Origin of the sequence: Nonomuraea monospora, from assembly GCF_039531895.1 — a bacterium.
GTDB lineage: Bacteria > Actinomycetota > Actinomycetes > Streptosporangiales > Streptosporangiaceae > Nonomuraea > Nonomuraea monospora.
This window is the reverse complement of record NZ_BAAAQX010000048.1, coordinates 44,989-63,470: the sequence shown is the minus strand read 5'-3', so window position 1 is coordinate 63,470 and position 18,482 is coordinate 44,989. Positions and strand designations below refer to the sequence as shown.

Genomic DNA, 18,482 nt, shown 5'->3' with positions numbered 1-18,482 from the left:
TCCTCCCGCGAGGCTGACAGGAGCCTTTACTGGAGTATTCCTCTTGAACGCCCTGGTCCGCAGGGGCAATGCCACATTGGTGCGTCATCTCTGCACGGTTGTGCTGTGGAGTGAAGGAGCGCTGAGGTGTTGGCTACGGCACTATGACAAGCCACTTGACCAGCCCGACCTGCGGAGCCTTGTCACGGGCTTTCACCCTGTCGCCGACCCCACAGTCCGTTCCCGGGGGTCGCAAGTGGGTGCGGCAACTACTCGACAGATGGGATCTCGGGGAGATCAAATGGCGGGCCGAACTGCTGGTTACCGAACTCATCGCGAACGCGATCAAGCACGCACAGACCGGCGGGGCTCCTGTCACAGTTCTGGTGATGTACGCAGCAGGCACGCTCAGGATCGAGGTCCGTGATCGGGACACGGACAACCTTCCTGTACGTCGGCGGTCCACACCCGAGGACGAGAACGGACACGGACTGCTGCTCGTCGAGACGTACTCCGACCGCTGGAACGTCCGGTTGAACGAGCGCAACAAGACGGTCTGGGCTGACTTGGATACCCCTTCACGGCTGAAGGCGGGGGCGCGATGAGACCTGAAGGCCGCACACTGCTCGAAGGCGATCCGGCACTCATCCTCGAAGAGGGCATCGGCTACGTACGGGCCTGGTCGGAGGCACAGCACGCGGTCAGCGGTTTGCGCAGTGCGCTGGAAGCCGTTGGCCACGGAGATGCACTGCCGTTCCTGCATGCCGACGTCACCGAGTTCGGTACCGGCGTTGTCGAGCTGGGTCGCGTCACCCCTCAGACGGCGGAACTACTAATGAGGGCTCTCAAACTGCTGGCCGCCCAATCCGACCTGTCCGGCGACGAGTTCGCCGCCTGAGTGCGAGAGCCGAGTCTCATGAGCGACCACAACGGCACGAACCCGTACATCGACACCAACACGCCCAACGTGGCGCGCATCTATAACTACCTGCTGGGAGGCAGGGACAACTTCGCTTCAGACCGCGCGGCAGCGGAACAGATCATCAAGGTTGTTCCGCATGTCCGCAGGACTGCCCGCGAGAATCGCTCCTTCCTACGACGCGCGGTCACCCAGCTCACCGCCAAGGCCGGCATCCGGCAGTTCATCGATATCGGCACCGGTCTGCCGTCCAAGGGCAACGTTCACGAGATCGCGCAAGCGATCAATCCGGACGCGCGGGTGACCTACATCGACAACGACCCCACCGCGATCGTCCACGCCCGCGCCATGCTGGCACGTGGCGAAGGAGTCATCGCAATTCTCGACGACCTACGCGACCCCGATTCGATCCTCTCGCAACCGCGCCTGAACGCCCTTATCGACCTTGACCGGCCGGTGGCGTTGCTGCTGGTAGCCGTCCTGCACTTTATAGAGGACAAAGAGGATCCGTACGCGATCGTCTCACGCCTGCTCGCCGCGCTCGCTCCAGGAAGCTACCTGGTCGTCTCGCACGCGACAGCGGACCATCTTCCCTCGGAACGTACAGATCAAGCGCTCCAGGTCTACGAAGCATCCTCCACACGTGCCACACCCCGCACGTACCGGCAGATCCTCCGATTCTTCGAAGGTCTTCGACTAGTTGAACCCGGTCTCGTTGACGTGCGCGATTGGCGACCCGACAGAGACGAGCCCAGCGCCGATGTGATCACCACTTGCTATGGCGGATCGGCTCAGAAGCCCCTGCCCTGGGAAGGGACAGCGTGATGCGCGACGAAGAGGGACGCGCGCTGGCCGCCACCATTCAACAGCGGCATCCAGGCTGGTTGATCATGTGGTCGCCATGGCGTCGCCGCTTGTCCGCGTTCGCCTGCTGGCACCCCACCCGACCAGTTGTGATCGATGCACAATGTCTCGACGACCTACTTAACCTCATGTTCTCGGAAGAGATGACTGCCCACTATGGGGACGAGCGATGAAGTTTGATGACTTCTGTATCGCTTTGGGTGACGCTGCGCTGTGCCCTAAATGGATAGCCCAATCAACTGCGAGATGTAGCTGTTGGGACGTGTTCAATCGGTTAGGTTAGGCGCCTATGTGCATTCCAAAGGAACTCGTATGCGACTCAGGATGAACTATGCTTGGGATGATATCTTGTGTTCGATATTTCGCAGAAGGTTGATTACTTCGGCGGCCGATTCGGCGAAAGCAATCCTTGCCTGACTGTCGTTCTTGTCGCACCACTTCTTCACTTTCCTGACAAGCGCGTGCTTCGCATCGCGCTTCGTGTCATGCGGTAAGGCTAGAACATGCTGAACTTCGGCTGCGAATATGGCTGGATAGTAGAGCTCGAAGTCACGGGCACTGAATGTCCGAAAATGTTCTTCAGGCCACGTCGCGCCATAAGTGGTCTGTAGTTCTTCGATCACCCTTTTCCCTGCCTCGTCACCGTCTACGATGACCCAGGCCCGATGTCGGTATGTAGCTTCTAGATGAGTGAAGAGGAAGAGCCGGCGGAAATCCTCAAAAGTGGGTTCGACTTTGCTTGTCCCACCTGCTGCCAATGTGCGGATTCGGGAAAGTCGTGGCGCGAACCATGGAATTAGATAATCCTTAACGATCACCTCAGCGGTTGATTCCTCCAGAATAAGCCAGCCCTCCCAAAGGTCGAAATCGTACAACTCATAGCCGAGCTGCCGAAGGACATCTATCCGCGCCTCGGCGGATGGCTCTATTTCCCGAATTGACGAAGTGGGAATTTGGAATGGCTGAAAATCCGATTCAACGGCGAAGATTTTGCTGTGTGGAGCTGCTCCAAGGTATTTCACAACGATGTTCGAGTGCGTAGATATCACGAACTGATTGCTTGTGGACTTCTGTATGATCGCGTGTAAGATGGCTTTTAGGCCCTCGGGATGGATATCGTTCTCAAGTTCCTCGATTAGAAATAGATTTCCGTCCGCCATGCATAGATCAGTGATGAGGCCAAGTAGGCTAGATACGCCTTCCCCCATGGACTCGATGGGAATGTAATCGTGATTACCTATGGCCACTCCCGATTGCTGTCCTCCAGCGGACCCATGGGTGCTCACACGGAATCCCAATACTTCTCGACAGAGATGGGTGTACTCTTCAGATTTTGGATGATCAATATTGGCGAGGCGCATGACTTTCGATGTGAGATAGCGAAGATCGTTGGCAACGGCTGTCGTTCGAGCTCGATCGACCATCTCGTCGAAAGCGATGACTTTTCTTTTCGACAGATAGGTGTAGATGAAGTTGTAGGGCTCTGCTTGAGGAATGTGATCGACCCCTCGCGCATCCTGACCGCCAACACTAAGCCCAGGTTTTGTGCTTACTAGCTGATCGCGATCACGCAGCGAATATTCCACATGCAGTGTGCCCGCTGCTCCTTCGCTCCGAATATTGTCGAAGTGTCGAGAGTCTATACTGTCTAGCCGAACCTCTAATTCGCTGCGTGTTGCGCCGAGTCGAACATCCCGATGCGTGATGTCGGCACCAGCTTGCATCAGATGCAGGGCTTTGATGAAGGCCGATTTTCCGGAATTATTCCTACCGGTGATCACATTGATTTGATCAAGATTCACATAACCCGTATCAGGGAAGCATTTGAAGTTGGCTATTCTTGCCGCAGTGACTCGCATTGGCCGACCATAGCATCACCTGTCATTGCTGAGTATCTTCTCTATCTTCCCATTTCCGTCCAAGTAGTAATAAATCGCCCAGCGCTCCCATCAGGTGTGCATCCGGTGGTGCGGCCGGAATCCATGCCCTGGTTGCTGCGCTTGCCCGTTCGCCCCCGTCAGGGTCAACGACGACCTCACGCTCGACTTCGACGACCGCCACCACCCCCAGCCCGGCCACTACGCGTTCCTGGTGGACGACGACACCTTCGACGCGGCACTCGACCGGCTCCGCGCCGACGCCGCGATCGACTACGGCTCAGGCCCCATGAACGGGTGGGACCGGCGGATCAACCACCTCGGCGGCGGCCGGGGCGTGTACGTCCGCGACCCCGACGGCCACAGCTACGAGCTCTTCACAGCCGAACCCATGCCGATCCCGGCGACCTGGAAGGATTCTCGCGAATTCGATTGAACCCACCCCCGCCCCGCCGCGTACAACCTGTCGGACAACAGCACGCACCCACACCGAAAAACGCCACCTGACCTGCGCGAAGGCGTATTTCGAGCGTGCCTTCGCCGCGCTGACCGGCTGCCACGGGGATGGCGATGGAATTTCAGGGATGGAGCGACGGCCTGGCCCTGCGGCCGCGCGATTACCTGGGAAAGGGCCACACGCTGGCCGCCGCCGTCGGCACGGCGGGGCCCCTGCGGGACGAGGCGCTCTACCTGTTCGCGCTCGGCAGCGCCACCACCATGGCCAGGCTGCACCTGGGCGGCATCGCGGGGCTGCGGCTCACGCCCGGCAACGTCGTGGTCGGGCCGCGCGGCCAGGTGTCGTTCGCGCCGGGGCCGCGCGACAGCGTGTTCTCCGCGCACGACGTCAAGGACTGGGCCGGCGTGGTGGTGTTCGCGGCGACGGGCCGCGAGCCCGACCAGGGCGCCGACCTCGACAAGCTGCTCCCCGCGCTGCGCGCGGTGATCGACGAGTGCCGCCGCGCCGACGCCGCCTCCCGCCCGTCGGCCGTCGATCTGGTACGCGTCCTGCTCGGCCACTCCGGCGCGGCCCAGGGCGCCACGGTGCACGAACTGCTGCTGGAGGCCGAGCGGCGGACCAGGCCCGAGGAGCCCGCGCCGTACGAGGAGCACCTCGTGCCCACGCCGTTCTGGCGCAGGCCCGCGTACCTCACGGGCGTCGCCATCGGCATCGCGCTCGTCGCGGGGGCGGCCGGCGCGGTCATCCTGATCTCGGGCCAGGGGCGCGCGCCGGAGGCGAGCGACGTGGTCACCGCGGTCGGCCGGCGCACGGCCACGTTCAGCCAGGTGTCCGACGGCGTGGGGGCGGGGGGCCGGGTGGAGTCCGAGGGGCGGCTGAGCTTCGACCCGGGCGCGCCCGCCACTTCGTACGACATGAAACTCGCCTGCGGGAACGATCCACAGCCTGTCTCCGTGTCCCTCGTCGGCACCAGGGGGACGGCCGCGGGGGCGGTGTTCGACACCGACCATCCGCCGGGGGAGCCGTGCGTCCAGAGGACGGCGCCCACCGTCCGTGAGCTCAGCTCGCCGCGTACCGTCCAGGGCCTGATCGACGCCGCCGGCGTCAATGTGACCAGCACGCCGGCGGCCGGGAACGGCCGCACGCTCACCGGATCGGTCCCCGCGCACCGGGTCAGGGGCGAGGAGGGCGAGGCCACCTACGCGGGCCTGCCCGCCGAGGGCCCGGTGCGGTTCACGCTCCAGGTGGACGGCCGGGGCCTGCCGGTACGGCTGCGCCTGCGCATGGAGAGCCGCGGCGGCGCGGCCCAGAGCGTCGAGACCGTCTACCGGGATTGGCGCGCGTTCGAGGCCATCAAGGGGGAGAGGACCAATGGCTGAGGAATTCGCCGCGAACCGTCAGGAGGCCGCGAACGTCGCGCGGGACCTCAAGGCCATCCGCGCGGCACTGGACGGCGGGCAGTCCGGCGCGCTCGACGCGCGGACCGGCTCGGAGAAGGTCGACGACGCCGTACGGAGGTTCTTCGAGGAGTCCTCCGACAACCGGGAGCGGATGAACCAGCTCCTGGAGCGCGCGGCGGGCCTGCTGGACGCCCTCGTCGAGGGCACGGGCACGCTCGACGGCTCGCTGGCCGACTCGCTCTCGACCAGCTCAGGGGGCTCGGGATGAAGGCGCTCGGCCTGGGCGTGCTCACCGGCGTCCTGGTCGCGACGGTCGCGGCGTCGCTGGTGTTCGCGCTGACGGACCAGCCGGGGGCGCCGGCCGGGGCGCGGGCCGTGTACGTCGATTCGCCGTCCGGACAGGCAGCCGCACCCCGGAAGACGCGGACGACCGAGGACCCCGCGCAGGAGACCCCCGACCCCGCGCGGGAGAGCCCTGACCCTGCGCAGGAGACCCCCGACCCCTCGCGGGAGAGCACCGACCCCACCCCGGACAGGGCCGACTTCGCCGGGCGGGTGGCAGGCGGCGGCGGGCTCGTCGCGCTCTCGATCCGCGACGGCAAGGCCGTCGGCTACTTCTGCGACGGCCGCCGCGAGGTGTGGATGTCCGGCGACGCCCGCGACAACCGCGCCACGCTCACCGGCCAACAGGGCGGCGACACCGTGATGACCGCCGCCCTCGGCGACGACGGCGCGACAGGCGACCTGGTGCTCGGCGAGGACGCCTTCCGCTTCACCGCCCCCGCGGTCAAGCGGCCGTCCGGCCTCTACAGGGCGACGGAGCAGGTGCGCGGCGCGTCGGTCGTCGGCGGCTGGATCGTCCTGCCGGGCGGGCGTCAGGTCGGCGCCGTGCGCTTCGGCGACGTCGAGCGGCCCGCACCCCCGCTCGTGCCCGGCCGGGACGTCCGGATCGCCGGCGTCACGCTCGAACCCGAGCCCGTGGACGACTTCATCGAGGAGCTGACCCATGGCTGACCTACCCTTCGGATTCACCGTGCGGGTCCCCGACTCGTGGTACGAGTTCGACGTCTGGCGCGCGGGACGCACCGCCGACCTGGCCCGCCTCGTGGACGCCCGGGTGGCGGCCACGCCCGAGCTGGCCCCGCACCGCGCGGTGCTGCTGAAGGTGCTGCGCGAGGTCGCCGAGCTGGCGACGCGGCACGGGGCGGTGTTCGGCGCCGCGATGACCGACCACCTGGAGGACGCCGGCACCGTGCTGGCCACCCTCATGGTCCTGCACACGCGGGGCCGCTCCGACCCCGAGGGCAACACGGTCGAGGCGATCGCCTCGGGCGTCGTCGCCGTCCCGCCCACCCCCGGCACGCCGGGCTGGCGCGCCGTCGAGATCGTCGAGCTGGACGCGGGCCGCGCCGTACGCGTGGCCGGCGTCGAGACGGGCGAGCTGGACTCGGTGGTCATGCAGACGCTCATCCCCGTGCCCGGCGGGCACGGCGTGCTGGACCTGGTGCTCACCAGCCCGCACCTCAGCCTGGCCGAGCCCATGCTCGACCTGTTCGACGCGATCAGCGCCACCCTGGCCTGGTCCGGCCCCCAAGGAGAGTGAACCGTCATGGCAGGTGGGACCCATCACCTCAGCTTCCCGCAGGTGGAGAACAGCGCCACCCGGCTGAACAAGGAGAAAGAGGACATCGAGAGCCGGCTGACCCAGCTCAAGGCGATGATCGACCAGCTCGTCAGCAGCGACTTCGTCACCGAGCGGGCCTCCGGCAAGTTCCAGCAGGACTACGATCAGTGGAACAACGGCGCCAAGCAGGTCATGCAGGGCCTGGAGGGCATGAGCCAGTTCCTCAAGACCGCCATCGCCAAGCACCGCGAGCTGGACGCCTCGCTCAGCGGCGGCGCGGGAGCGTGACGTCATGCCGGGCGGATGGGACGTACTGGGCCTGGCCGGCGACCCCGCCCCGGGGGACCCCGGGCAGGTCAGAGGACTAGCCGACCGGCTGCTCAAGGAAGCGCGGCTGGCCGAGGACAACACGGCCAAGCTGAGCACCGTGTCGGGCGGCAGCTCGGCGCTGGGGATGCGCGGCGACTACGCGGCCCGCTACACCGAGGCGCTGGGCGAGCTGCCCGGCGAGCTGGCCAAGCTGGGCAAGGCGTACCGGGGCGCCGGTGAGGCGCTGCTGACGTACGCGGGCAGCCTGGAGGAGGCCAAGACGCAGGCCGGCGCGGCGCTGCGGCAGGGCCGGAGCGCCGCGGCCGCGTCACAGGGGGCGCTGCGCGAAGTACAGGCGCGGCTCCCCGGCGGCGGCGCGGTGCGTGACGTGCCCTCGGCGGAGTCGGCCCTGGCCGCCGCCGACGAGGCCACCCGGGAGGCCACGCGCGCGGCGATGCAGCGCGCCCGCCAGGCCGAGGACGACCGCGCGCGAGCCCGCCGGATCGCCGACGAGGCCGCCAGGCTGCGCGGCGACGCGGAGAGCCGCGCCACGCGGGAGATCGAGCAGGCGCTCGAAGGCAGCGGCATCAAGGACAAGTCCTGGCTGGAGCGGGCCTGGGAGACGATCACCACGCCGTTCAGGTCGTGGGACGACTTCGTGGCCTTCGCCGGGACCGTCGGAGCGGTGGCCGGGCTGGTGGTGCTGGTCATCGGCACCGGCGGGCTGGCCGGGGTGATCCTGGCCGGCGTGGCGGTGGCCGCCGGGGCGGTGGTGCTGGGAGACGCGCTCAACAAGTACCGGCAGGGCAGGGGCTCGCTGGGCCAGGTCGGGCTGGCCGCGCTGGGCGTGCTGCCCGTCGGCAAGGGGCTCGTTCTGCTGGGCCGCGGCGCCAAGGCCGTCATGGGGCTGAACGGGGCGGCGGGCGTCGTACGAGCCGGTGGCGGCACCCTGCTCGGCACGGGCGCCATGGCGGCCGTGCGCGGCGGCGGCAACGCGCTGGGATCACCCACGCTGCGCACCGCGATCCAGAGCGGCGGCGCCCGCCAGGGGACGGCCGCCACCGCGTCGTGGCAGCGTGGCCGCCAGTTCTTCAGCCGGGACCCGGTGCACTTCCCGACCGGCACCGTGCTGCTGCCGCAGACCGACGTCGAGCTGCCGGGCGTGCTGCCGCTGCGGCTGGAACGCACCCACCTGTCCACGTACCGCACCGGCCGGTGCTTCGGCCGCTCCTGGGCCTCCACGCTGGACCAGCGGCTGGAGGCCGACGCCGGCGGGCTCTGCCTGGCCACCGAGACCGGGGCGCTGCTCACCTTCCCCTACCCCGAGCAGGACCGCCCGGCCTACCCGGACGACGGCCCCCGCCTGGCCCTGCGCGAGACCGACGACGGCTACGCCGTCACCGACCCGCTCACCGGCCGTACCGTGCACTTCGCCGAGACGACCGAGGCCGGCGTGCTGCCCGTCGCGGCCGTCACCGACCGCAACGGCAACCGCGTCGAGGTGCGCTACACCGACGGCCTGCCCGCCGAGATCGTCCACTCCGGCGGCTACCACCTGGACATCGAGACGTCCCAGGGCCGCGTCGTGGAGATCCGCCTGCGCGGCGCGGGGCAGCGGCTGGTGTCGTACGCCTACGACGAGGCCGGCGACCTCACCGAGGTGACCAACTCCTCCGGCCTCCCGCTGCGCTTCAGCTACGACGAAGACGGCCGGATGACCCGCTGGCAGGACCGCATCGGCACCTGGTACGCCTACACCTACGACCTGGAGGGCCGCTGCGTGTACGGCACCGGGTCGGCGGGCGTCTTCAACACCGAGCTGTCCTACGGCGTCGGCGTCACCAGGGCCGCCGACTCGCTCGGCCACGTCACCACGTACCACCACAACGACCTGCTCCAGGTCACCGCCGAGACCGACCCGCTCGGCCACACCACCCGCTACCGCTGGGACCGCCACGACCGGCTGCTCGCCCGTACGGACGCGCTGGGCCGCACCACCCGCTACACCTACGACGAGGCGGGCGCCGCGCTGTCGGTCACCCGCCCGGACGGCGCCACCCGCCGCTGCACGCGCGACGCCCGCCACCTGCCGCTCACCGTCACCGACTTCGACGGCACCACGACCACCCTGCGCCACGACGCCCACGGCAACCTCACCACGACCCCGTCCGTCACCTACGCCTACGACGAGCGCGGTCATCTGACGAGCATCACCAACGTGCTCGGCCACACCCACACCGTCACCACCGACCCGGCGGGCCTGCCCCTCACGATCACCGACCCCACCGGCGCCACCACCCGCTACGAACGCGACCCCTTCGGCCGCGTCACCGCCGTCACCGACCCGCTGGGCGCCACCACCCGCCACACCTGGACGGTCGAAGGCCGGCCCGCCACCCGCACCCTCCCCGGCGGCGCGACCGAACGCTGGTCCTACGACGCCGAGCACAACCTCATCGAGCACGTGGACGCGATGGGCGAGGCCACCCGCGTGGAGATCGGCCCCTTCGACGTCCCCACCGCCCGCACCACCCCGGACGGCGCCCGCCTGGACTTCACCTACGACACCGAGCTGCGCCTCACCAAGGTGACCAATCCGCAGGGCCTGACCTGGCACTACACCTACGACCCCGCGGGCGACCTGGTGGAGGAGACCGACTACAACCGGCGCGTCCTGAGCTACCTGCACAACCCGGTGGGCAACCTCACCGAACGCGTCAACGGCGCGGGCCAGTCCACCAGCTTCGTCTACGACGTCCTCGACCGGCTCATCGGCCGCCGCGCCGGCGACCGCCTCACCACGTTCGACTACGACCCGCTCGGCCGCCTCGTGCACGCCGCCAACCCGGACGCCGACCTCACCCTCGTCCGCGACGCGCACGGCCGCGTCGTCCGCGAGACCTGCAACGGCCGCACCCTTACCTCCGCCTACGACGCGCTCGGCCGCAGAGTTCTGCGCCGCACCCCGTCCGGCGCGGAGACCGTATGGACGTACGACGCCCGCGACCTCCCCCTCACCCTGGAGACCGCCGGCCAGACCCTCCACTTCACCCACGACCTCGCGGGCCGCGAGACCTCCAGAACCTTCGGCGCCGACCTCGCCCTCCTGCACGACTGGGACGACGACGGCCGCCTCCACTCCCAGACCCTCACCGCGGGCCCGGCTCGCCGCACGATCCAGCGCCGCACCTACGGCTACCGCAGGGACGGCGGGCTGACGGAGATCGACGACCTCCTGTCCGGCCGCCGCCGCTTCGACCTCGACCCGGCCGGCCGCATCACCGCCGTCCACGCCACCGGCTGGTCGGAGACCTACACCTACAACACCGCCGGCCAGATCACCGACGCCACCTGGCCCACCCCCAACCCCGGCGACCCGCGCGCCCACCCCGACTCCCGAAACCCGCACGCCAACACCGACTCCCAAGGCCCGCGCGCCTACACCGGCACCATGATCCGCCAAGCGGGCCGCACCCGCTACGAGTACGACCGCCAGGGCCGCACCATCCTCCGCCAGCGCAAAGGCGCGTCCGCCAAACCCCGCACCTGGCACTACACCTGGGACGCCGACGACCACCTCACCACCGTCACCACCCCCGACGGCACCCGCTGGCGCTACCTCTACGACCCGCTCGGCCGCCGCATCGCCAAACAACGCGCCGACGGCGCACACCGCACCGACTTCAGCTGGGACGGCTTCACCCTCGCCGAACAGTCCACCGACGAGCGCACCACCTCCTGGGACTGGGCACCCGGCTCCTTCCGCCCCCTCACCCAGACCGAACGGTCCCAGCAATGGGTGGACGAGCGCTTCTACGCCATCGCCACCGACCTCGTGGGCACCCCGGCCGAACTCGTGTCCGCGGAGGGCGAAGTCGCCTGGCGCACCCCCCACACCCTCTGGGGAGCCTCACCCCACCCGATCACCTCCGGGGCGGACTGCCCGTTGCGGTTCCCCGGCCAGTACGAGGACGTGGAGTCGGGGCTCCACTACAACTTCCTGCGGCACTACGACCCCGAGGCCGGGGTTTACGTGGCGGCGGATCCGATCGGGTTGCGGGGTGGGTGGGATCCGCATGCGTACGTACGCAATCCACAGGTGTGGACGGACCCGCTGGGCCTGTCGGCCTGTCCGAGGGAACTGCCCGCAGGCAGGCCGCCGTCCGTCTCCCCCGGCAGGTTGTCGCCGCGTGAGGCCGCCCAGGCCCGGGAGATCGCAGAACTGCGTGGCGGGCACTTCGAAGGAGCGCCGACCGACAACTTCCCCGGCATCGACGGCTGGCTCGACGGAACGCCGGTCAGCCTCAAGCAGATCGAGGCCGAGGGGCCGTTCATGGTACTCAAGAGGGCGGGCGACGCCGAGAAGTCCGCGCGCAAGGAGGGGTACACAGGCGTGGAGGTCTACGTCGACGCGAAGAACGTGCCCGGCCCGGACTTGATCGACTTCGGCCTCAACGGGCCGCTGGCGCAGTTACCGCGAAAGGGGACCGTCAGCAGCATCTACGTCAACTCAGCCGACGGCTGGATCGTGTTCCCGGGGTGACGCATGTCCGTGGAGATCGAAGTCAAGTGCCGGCAGCGGCCGGACCCGCACACGCTCACTCGCGTGGCCGGGTTCGCCATGCGAACGATCCTCGGCGTGTCGAACGTCGAGGTGACCTTCGAGGAGGGGGAGACGGACTGGACCTTCCACTGGGGCGGTGCGGGCCATGTCGTCATGTTCTTCACGACGCCCGGCGAGTACGGGATCGACGGGCCCTGGTACCTGAACTTCAACCCCGGTCTCCGGGGTCGATCCGTGCCGGAGCTTTTCATGATCGTCCTGGCCGCGGTCGCCGCGCTGCTCAGCGACGGCACGCTCGTCGACGACAACTACCCCTTCCAACGGCCCGACCTCACCCCCGAGGCGCTGCTCGCCCAAGTGCTCCGGGAAGCGCCGCTGGAGGTGGAGCCCGCAATACACCTGCTCGTGACCGGCCGCCTGCCATGAACGAGGGTGACCCATGGCTGTGGAGATCGACGTCGAGTGCCACCAGCGACCTGACCCCGGGACGCTGGCCCGTCTGGCCGGCTTCGTCATGCGCGCGCTCCTTGCCGCCCCCGGCACGGAGGTCACCGTCATGGAAGAGGGGGAGACCTGGACCTTCCACTACGGCGACGGAGCGCGGGTGATCACGTTCCTCTGGCCGCCGGGAAGGCACTTCGCCGTGAAGTGGTATCTGACGTTCATGCCAGGCTCCCGGGGCGAGCCCGTGCCGGAGCTGCTCATGATCATCCTGTCGGTGACTGCGGGCCTGCTCACGGACGGCACGTTGAACGACGACAACTACCCGTGCGAGCGGACGGACCTCCACCCCGAGACCATGCTGGCCCAGGTCCTGAAGTGGGCGCCGCTGGAGCCGGAGGCCGCCGTCCGCCTGCTGAGCACCGGCCGGCCCTAAAGCTGCGCGAACTGCACCAGTTCCAACCGCCGCCCCACCCCCATGTACCCCCGCCCCACCGGCCCCCCGAAGAACTGATCCGGCTCCAGGTTCACCCCGTGCTCCCGAGCATGCACCCGGCTGGTGGGCGTGAGCAGAAACCGCACCCCCGACCGCAGAACCTCCCCCACCTCCCCGCTCAACGCCCGCCGATGCCCTTCCAAGAGCGGCGTGGCGTCCCCGCACAGCACCAACGCCCGCCGCCCCAGCTCGGACGGCGCCAGGATGTCCTGCAGCAGGGTGGGCAGCGTGTCGAAGCCCTGCTCCCGAGGCGTGACCGTCACCTGGTCGAAGTCGTCCACCACCACGGCGTACCGCTCCCCTTCGAAGCCCTCCACGGCCTCCCGCAGCGCGGCGTCGGTGAAGGAGGTTCCGGCCAGCGCCCGCACCTCAGGCAGGGTGCGGACGAGCGGTGAGCGGGGCGGCCCGATGGCCAGCACCCGTACACCGGCCCGCAGCAGCACCCCGGCCATGACGAGGGCCGCGTTGCTGCGTCCGGAGCCGGAGGGGCCTGAGACGAGGGCGAGGTGCGGGCCGAGGTCGAAGAGGTCCAGGTCGATGGGGGTGACGTCGGGGCCGCCGACGGCGACGGCGGGGGCGGGGAGTTCGCGGAGGGGGATGGTGGCGGGGAGCGGGGGGAAGGGTTTGGGGCCGGACGAAGGGGCGCGGCTGTGGCGGGCGGAAGGGGCGGCGGGGAGGGCGGAGGGCGGGAGGCAGATCTGGGCGTGCAGGCCGGAGGCGGCCTCGATGGCCCGCCCCGCCAGGACGGGCGGCGAGATCATGCCGGAGGTGAGGTAGGAGCGCCGGGTCTCCTCGCGGGCGAAGGGCAGGAACAGGCGGCGGGAGAACAGGTCGGGGGTCTTGCCGCGCAGCATGTCGTGCCCGCCCACGGCCACGGCGTGGACGCCGACGGGCGGCCCGCCGGCGACGATCCCGCGCAGGGTGACGAGCAGCGGGGTCTCGAAGAAGTCGGGGCTGCCGCGATCCTCGAAGTACTCCCACCCGTCGATCACCAGCACGATGACGGGCGCGGACGGCCCGCCGGGCGTCAGGCGGGTCAGCCGCCGCCGGTCCACCTCCTCCGCGAGCCAGGTCACGAGCCGCCTGATCCGGTCGGGCTCGCCGCCGCCGATGACGGCGCCGCACAGCGGCAGCGACGCGTACGCGCCGAGCCCGCCCGGCTGGTTCTCCACGACGTACAGCCACACCTGGGCGGGCGTGCAGCGCGCCGCCAGGCTGGAGATGAGGGTCCGGCAGAACGTGGTGCGCCCCGACTGCGGCCCGCCCGCGACCATGAGCCGTTCGGTGCCGGTCAGGTCGAGCCCCATGGCGGGCTGCGCCTGGTTGGCGGGGTCGTCCAGCAGCGCGAACGGCACCCCGCCGGCCCCCGACAGGTTGTCGAGCGGCAGCGCGGCGGGCAGGGGCGGCAGCAGGGGGCGGAACGGGGGTTCGGTGGACAGGCGGGGCGCGGCCTCCAGCACGGCGGCGATGGCCAGGTCCTGGTCGGTGCGGCTGGCGCGGGGCGCGTCCCTGAGCTCGGGGCGGGGCAGCCCGAGCGCCGGCCAGGGCGACAGCCGGGCGGTGGCGGGGGCGGAGCCGGTGGGCGGCGGGTCGCCCAGGTAGCCGGTCTGGAAGAGCTGGGGGGTGCGTTGCTCGCCGCCCACCCGCATGATCATGCCCCGGCCGCGCAGCCGTGACGGGATCGTGGCGGCGTCGGGCACGCCGAGCACCTCGGTGCTGTCGGACGGCTCGTTCTGGCGCAGCGTGATGCGCAGGGAGATGTTGTTCTTCAGCTCGGGCGACAGCTTGCCCTGCAGCGACTGGGTGGCCAGCACCAGGTGCATGCCGAGGGAGCGCCCCTTGGCCGCCACGTTGACCAGCTCGCGCAGGAAGTCGGGCGAGGTCTCCAGGACGCGGGCGAACTCGTCGAACACCATGACGAGCCTGGGCAGCCGCCCGCCGGCGTTCCAGTAGACGTCGATCTCGCCGCCGTACCTGGCCAGGACGGCCTCCCGCCGCCGCACCTCGGCCCGCACGGAGGCGAGCACGCGGCGCGCCGCGCTCTCGTCGAAGACGTCGGCCGCCGTGTCGCCGGTCGAGCGGATCAGGCCGACGACGTGGGGGCAGTGCTCGAACGGCAGGAACGCGCTGCCGCCCTTGAAGTCGACGAGCACCAGGTTCAGCTCGTCGGGGCGGTTGGCCAGCAGCAGCGAGGTGACGAGGGTCTGCAGCAGGATGCTCTTGCCCGCGCCTGTCGCCCCGCCGAGCATCGTGTGGGGGCCGTCGGCGGCGAGGTCCACGGTGACGGGTCCTGTGCCGTCGGCGCCGACGCACACCTTGGTGGTCGGTCCCGGGTCGGCGGCCCATCGAGCCAGTACGGCCTCCGCCTCGGGGACGCCGAGGCCGAGCGTGTCGAGCAGGCGCACGGCGTCGGGGATGACGCTCTCGGCCCTGGCCAGGGTGAGCCGGTCGCGCATGGGGGCGACGGCGCGGGCGATGCGTTCTGCGGCCTGCTCGCCGAGGCTCTCGGGCTGCACCGCGACGGGCAGCCCCTGGCGGCCCCTGGTGAGCAGCATGCCGGTGCCGTCCAGCTCGCAGACGCCGCGGCACTCGTTGAGGCTGCGCTGGTCGGCGCAGATCACGTACACGCCGACCGAGGGACCCTCGCGCAGCACCTCCTTCATGCCGGGGATGTCGCGCAAGGCGCGCGCGCCGTCCAGGACGACGACGATCTCCTCGCCGTACGTGACGCGCCGTTCCTTGGCCTTGAGCCGCTCGGTGACCAGGTCCTTGAGCTCCTCGACGCGTTCGGTGCGGGTCTCGGGGGTGTTGCCGACCAGGCACGGGACGGGCGCGTCCACGTTCAGGTGCGGCAGCCAGCGCGTCCAGGCCAGGTGTTCGCCGCCGGACGCGGTGATGAGCACCAGCCGCAGCTCGTCGGGGGCGCGCAGGGTGCAGAGCTGGACGAGCAGCCAGCGCAGCAGCGCGTCCACGGGGTCGGGCGGGCCGATGACGCCCAGCACGCCGATCTGCCGCAGGTCCACCGTGACGGGCACGCCGCGCAGCACGGGCGGCGTGAACCCGGGCCATGGCTCGCCGTCGAGCGTGATGGTGGCGGGCTCGTCGGCGACGCCGACGCGCAGGGTCAGCCCGTCGGGCGAGTCGGCGTTGCGCGGCCACAGGCCCGGACCCTCGTGGGTGGCGGCGAAGGTGAGGTCCACCTCGTCGGGGGCGACGACGTGCCGCAGCCACTGCTCGTGCACGACGTGTTGCCTGATGCGTTCCATCGTGTCGCGTTTGCGCTGGTCGAACTCGCGCTCTTTCTTCTTGCGCTGCCGCCCTTCCACCCACTGCGTGCCGAAGAACGTGATGGGCGTCAGAATTCCGAACAACAGGAAATACGGACTTTTCAACAGAACAGCCATCGCGACCGATATCGGCAGCGGCAACAGCGACGAAATCAGCGCGACCGCGATATTGCGCTGCGGGGTCTCGTTGCGCGGCATGGTGAGCCGGGCGCCCGCGACGGCCGGGGCGGGGGAGAAGGCTCGGTCGAAGTCGATGCGGCCGTCGCCGGCGCGGGTGGTCCTGAGCCTGCTGGGCGGCAGCGGCGCCCACCGCAGCCGGTCGTCGCCCACCTGGAGCACCCCGTCGGGACGCAGCGCCACGGGCCCCTGGACGCCCAGTTCGTTCACGAGGGTGCCGTTGCGCGAGCCGAGATCGACGACCGTCGCCTCGCCGGTCCACGACACGTCGAGGCGCGCGTGCCGCCTGGACACCTTCTGGTCCCGCAGCAGGCTGATGTCGGTCCACTCGCGGCCGATGACGTGGCTGCCGGGGCTGAGCCAGATCACCCGGCCCGCGTCGGGGCCGGCGAACACGCGGACGGCGCCCGCCGCCGCCAGGGGCCTCCACGGCTGGGTACGCTCGGGCTCGCCCACGCTGATCGTCACCCCGGGCACCAGCGGGCTGTCCGCCACGCGGGCGTCGGGGTCGAGTTTGTCACCGCCGACGTAACAGGGGCGGCCTCTGACGGGGAAGGGCAGCGCCCGCAGCAGCGAGCCGACGAGGGTCTCCGGCTCGGCCGTCACCTCGGCGTCGGCGGCGGTGGAGGCCGCCGGATCGCGGATCGTCAACCGAATGATCATAATCCCCTCTCCAGGGGACTGAAGCACGATTTAACAGATAAATCTAGCTATACGGCGAGAAGGGCAAACTACCCGCCCTTGGCCCCGTCTCGTGGCTAGAGTGATAATTCTCAATATCAGCCTACCGAGCGCGATATTTCATGATATCCGCAGCGCAGGGAGCCGCGGAGTGTCTCACCGCGTAACCGACGAGGCCATGGTCAGAGCCCTCTACCGCGAATACGGCGCCCCCCTGATGGCCTTCGCCGTCAGGCTGACGGGCGGCGATCGCCGCTGGGCCGAGGACGTCGTCCAGGAGACCCTCGTGAGGGCCTGGCGTAACCTGCACGACCTCCGCACGGAGTCCGGCTCCCTGATGCCCTGGCTGGCCACGGTCGCGCGGCGCGTCGTCATCGACAACCGCCGCCGCTCCGGCTCCCGCCCCCTCGACACGGTCGAGGACATCCCCGAACGCGTCATGCCCGTAGCGGAAGAGGACGAGCGGCTCTTACGGGAGATCGTCGTCACCGACGCGATGCTGTCGCTCTCCCCCGCGCACCGGCAGGTGCTCACCCAGACGTTCCTCCTGGACCGCACCGTCCAGGAGGCGGCGGAGACGATCGGCGTGCCCGTGGGCACGGTGAAGTCCCGCGTGTACTACGCCATGCGCGCCTTACGGGTCGCGCTGGAGGAAAGGGGGGTGACGCTGCCGTGATCCTGGTGCGTCACGATGACAGGGGGGTGGCGCCATGACAGAGGTACACCACGAGGACGTGGCCGCGTACGCGCTCGGCCTGCTCAGCGAGGAGGAGCGGGCCGCCTTCGAGCGCCATCTCGACGGCTGCGGCAGTTGCGCGTCGGAAGTGGGGTCGTTCGCCGCGATGGGCGAGCTGATCAAGGGCGTCCATCCGGACGACCTGCTGCCCCACACGCCCGACCCGCAGGTGGAGTCCCTGCTGGTGCACCGTGCCGCCAAGGAGCGGCGCCGCCGCAGCCTGCACCGCGGCTTCATGACGGCCGCCGCGTGCCTCGTGGTCGCGGCCGGCGTCTTTCTCGGCGTCAGCTCGATGACCGGCGATCCCAACCCCGACAGCATCCACGGCCCGGCCCGCGAGCTGCTCATGACCGGCCGCACCTACTCCATCACCGACCCGGCCACCGGCGTGTCCGGGCTCGTCGGCCTGGAGGACAAGGGCTGGGGCACGCACGTCGCGCTGGAGCTCAAGGGCGTCAAGGGGCCGCTGCAGTGCCGGCTCATGGCGGTGGGCGACGACGGGCGCTCCGAGGTCGTCGCGAGCTGGGGCGTGCCGGAGAAGGGGTACGGCGTGCCGGGCTCGCCCGATCCGCTCGTCCTGCACGGCGGCACCAGTCTCCCGCAGGCCGAGCTGAACCACTTCACCATCCAGACCTTCGACGGGAGGACCCTGGCGACCGTGGCGGTCTGAC

17 protein-coding genes are annotated in these 18,482 nt (G+C 69.6%); 15 read left to right on the top strand and 2 right to left on the bottom strand.

Going from position 1 to position 18,482, the window contains the following annotated elements; genetic code table 11:
* Positions 1 to 155: 155 nt before the first annotated feature.
* From ABD331_RS53005 to ABD331_RS52990, 4 genes are read left to right on the top strand one after another with little or no spacing between them, the layout of a single operon-like run.
* The gene (locus ABD331_RS53005; RefSeq protein WP_344493829.1) at positions 156 to 584 is read left to right on the top strand and encodes an ATP-binding protein; all 429 of its coding nucleotides are present in this window, start codon (positions 156 to 158) and stop codon (positions 582 to 584) included.
* A complete protein-coding gene (locus tag ABD331_RS53000; protein ID WP_344493827.1) occupies positions 581 to 877 on the top strand; it encodes a hypothetical protein in 297 nt (98 codons plus the stop codon). The genes ABD331_RS53005 and ABD331_RS53000 overlap by 4 nt, the downstream gene beginning before the upstream one ends.
* Before the next feature lie 18 nt (positions 878 to 895).
* Entirely contained in the window at positions 896 to 1,723 is an 828-nt protein-coding gene (locus ABD331_RS52995; protein WP_344493825.1) for an SAM-dependent methyltransferase, read from the top strand.
* Positions 1,723 to 1,935: a hypothetical protein gene (locus ABD331_RS52990; RefSeq protein WP_344493823.1), complete on the top strand. Its 213-nt coding sequence runs from the start codon at positions 1,723 to 1,725 to the stop codon at positions 1,933 to 1,935. The genes ABD331_RS52995 and ABD331_RS52990 overlap by 1 nt, the downstream gene beginning before the upstream one ends.
* Before the next feature lie 156 nt (positions 1,936 to 2,091).
* On the opposite strand, the gene ABD331_RS52985 is transcribed toward ABD331_RS52990, so the two are convergent.
* Positions 2,092 to 3,621, bottom strand: a complete 1,530-nt coding sequence (locus ABD331_RS52985) for an ATP-dependent nuclease (protein ID WP_344493821.1) — start codon at positions 3,619 to 3,621, stop codon at positions 2,092 to 2,094.
* Positions 3,622 to 3,715: 94 nt separating this feature from the next.
* Between ABD331_RS52985 and ABD331_RS52980 the strand changes: the two genes are divergently transcribed.
* From ABD331_RS52980 to ABD331_RS52940, 9 genes are all read left to right on the top strand, one after another.
* Positions 3,716 to 4,075, top strand: coding sequence for a VOC family protein (locus ABD331_RS52980; RefSeq protein WP_344493819.1), 360 nt, complete (start codon positions 3,716 to 3,718; stop codon positions 4,073 to 4,075).
* Between the two features lie 134 nt (positions 4,076 to 4,209).
* Positions 4,210 to 5,475 (top strand): serine/threonine-protein kinase, encoded by a 1,266-nt coding sequence (locus tag ABD331_RS52975; protein ID WP_344493817.1) that lies wholly within the window; start codon positions 4,210 to 4,212, stop codon positions 5,473 to 5,475.
* Positions 5,468 to 5,764 carry a hypothetical protein gene (locus tag ABD331_RS52970; RefSeq protein WP_344493815.1) on the top strand — a complete coding sequence of 99 codons (297 nt, stop codon included), beginning with the start codon at positions 5,468 to 5,470 and terminating at the stop codon, positions 5,762 to 5,764. Before ABD331_RS52975 ends, ABD331_RS52970 begins: the two co-directional genes overlap by 8 nt.
* Positions 5,761 to 6,510, top strand: a complete 750-nt coding sequence (locus ABD331_RS52965; RefSeq protein ID WP_344493813.1) for a hypothetical protein — start codon at positions 5,761 to 5,763, stop codon at positions 6,508 to 6,510. The genes ABD331_RS52970 and ABD331_RS52965 overlap by 4 nt, the downstream gene beginning before the upstream one ends.
* Positions 6,503 to 7,099, top strand: a complete 597-nt coding sequence (locus ABD331_RS52960) for a hypothetical protein (RefSeq protein ID WP_344493811.1) — start codon at positions 6,503 to 6,505, stop codon at positions 7,097 to 7,099. The genes ABD331_RS52965 and ABD331_RS52960 overlap by 8 nt, the downstream gene beginning before the upstream one ends.
* A gap of 6 nt (positions 7,100 to 7,105) precedes the next feature.
* Positions 7,106 to 7,408, top strand: coding sequence for a WXG100 family type VII secretion target (locus ABD331_RS52955; RefSeq protein WP_148433426.1), 303 nt, complete (start codon positions 7,106 to 7,108; stop codon positions 7,406 to 7,408).
* 4 nt (positions 7,409 to 7,412) lie between these two features.
* Positions 7,413 to 11,972, top strand: coding sequence for a DUF6531 domain-containing protein (locus ABD331_RS52950; RefSeq protein WP_344493808.1), 4,560 nt, complete (start codon positions 7,413 to 7,415; stop codon positions 11,970 to 11,972).
* Positions 11,973 to 11,981: 9 nt separating this feature from the next.
* Positions 11,982 to 12,419, top strand: a complete 438-nt coding sequence (locus ABD331_RS52945; protein ID WP_344493806.1) for a hypothetical protein — start codon at positions 11,982 to 11,984, stop codon at positions 12,417 to 12,419.
* A 13-nt stretch (positions 12,420 to 12,432) separates the two neighbouring features.
* On the top strand, positions 12,433 to 12,870 hold the full coding sequence (locus ABD331_RS52940) for a hypothetical protein (protein ID WP_344493804.1): 438 nt from the start codon (positions 12,433 to 12,435) through the stop codon (positions 12,868 to 12,870).
* Here ABD331_RS52940 and ABD331_RS52935 read toward each other — a convergent pair.
* Entirely contained in the window at positions 12,867 to 17,045 is a 4,179-nt protein-coding gene (locus tag ABD331_RS52935) for a type VII secretion EssC family protein (protein ID WP_344493802.1), read from the bottom strand. The two genes, ABD331_RS52940 and ABD331_RS52935, sit on opposite strands and share 4 nt — an antisense overlap.
* 181 nt (positions 17,046 to 17,226) lie before the next feature.
* On the opposite strand from ABD331_RS52935, the gene ABD331_RS52930 reads away from it, so the two are divergent.
* Both ABD331_RS52930 and ABD331_RS52925 read left to right on the top strand, forming a co-directional pair.
* Positions 17,227 to 17,751 carry a sigma-70 family RNA polymerase sigma factor gene (locus ABD331_RS52930; protein ID WP_262379325.1) on the top strand — a complete coding sequence of 175 codons (525 nt, stop codon included), beginning with the start codon at positions 17,227 to 17,229 and terminating at the stop codon, positions 17,749 to 17,751.
* Positions 17,752 to 17,785: 34 nt separating this feature from the next.
* Positions 17,786 to 18,481 (top strand): zf-HC2 domain-containing protein, encoded by a 696-nt coding sequence (locus ABD331_RS52925; RefSeq protein WP_344493800.1) that lies wholly within the window; start codon positions 17,786 to 17,788, stop codon positions 18,479 to 18,481.
* The last annotated feature ends 1 nt before the right edge of the window (position 18,482 follow it).

Coding starts and splice junctions, on each gene's coding strand:
- ABD331_RS52990 (WP_344493823.1), top strand. CDS start 1,723: ATGCGCGACGAAGAGGGACGCGCGCTGGCCGCCACCATTCAACAGCGG.
- ABD331_RS52995 (WP_344493825.1), top strand. CDS start 896: ATGAGCGACCACAACGGCACGAACCCGTACATCGACACCAACACGCCC.
- ABD331_RS52985 (WP_344493821.1), bottom strand. CDS start 3,621: ATGCGAGTCACTGCGGCAAGAATAGCCAACTTCAAATGCTTCCCTGAT.
- ABD331_RS52955 (WP_148433426.1), top strand. CDS start 7,106: ATGGCAGGTGGGACCCATCACCTCAGCTTCCCGCAGGTGGAGAACAGC.
- ABD331_RS52940 (WP_344493804.1), top strand. CDS start 12,433: ATGGCTGTGGAGATCGACGTCGAGTGCCACCAGCGACCTGACCCCGGG.
- ABD331_RS52970 (WP_344493815.1), top strand. CDS start 5,468: ATGGCTGAGGAATTCGCCGCGAACCGTCAGGAGGCCGCGAACGTCGCG.
- ABD331_RS52950 (WP_344493808.1), top strand. CDS start 7,413: ATGCCGGGCGGATGGGACGTACTGGGCCTGGCCGGCGACCCCGCCCCG.
- ABD331_RS52960 (WP_344493811.1), top strand. CDS start 6,503: ATGGCTGACCTACCCTTCGGATTCACCGTGCGGGTCCCCGACTCGTGG.
- ABD331_RS52925 (WP_344493800.1), top strand. CDS start 17,786: ATGACAGAGGTACACCACGAGGACGTGGCCGCGTACGCGCTCGGCCTG.
- ABD331_RS52975 (WP_344493817.1), top strand. CDS start 4,210: ATGGAATTTCAGGGATGGAGCGACGGCCTGGCCCTGCGGCCGCGCGAT.
- ABD331_RS52965 (WP_344493813.1), top strand. CDS start 5,761: ATGAAGGCGCTCGGCCTGGGCGTGCTCACCGGCGTCCTGGTCGCGACG.
- ABD331_RS53000 (WP_344493827.1), top strand. CDS start 581: ATGAGACCTGAAGGCCGCACACTGCTCGAAGGCGATCCGGCACTCATC.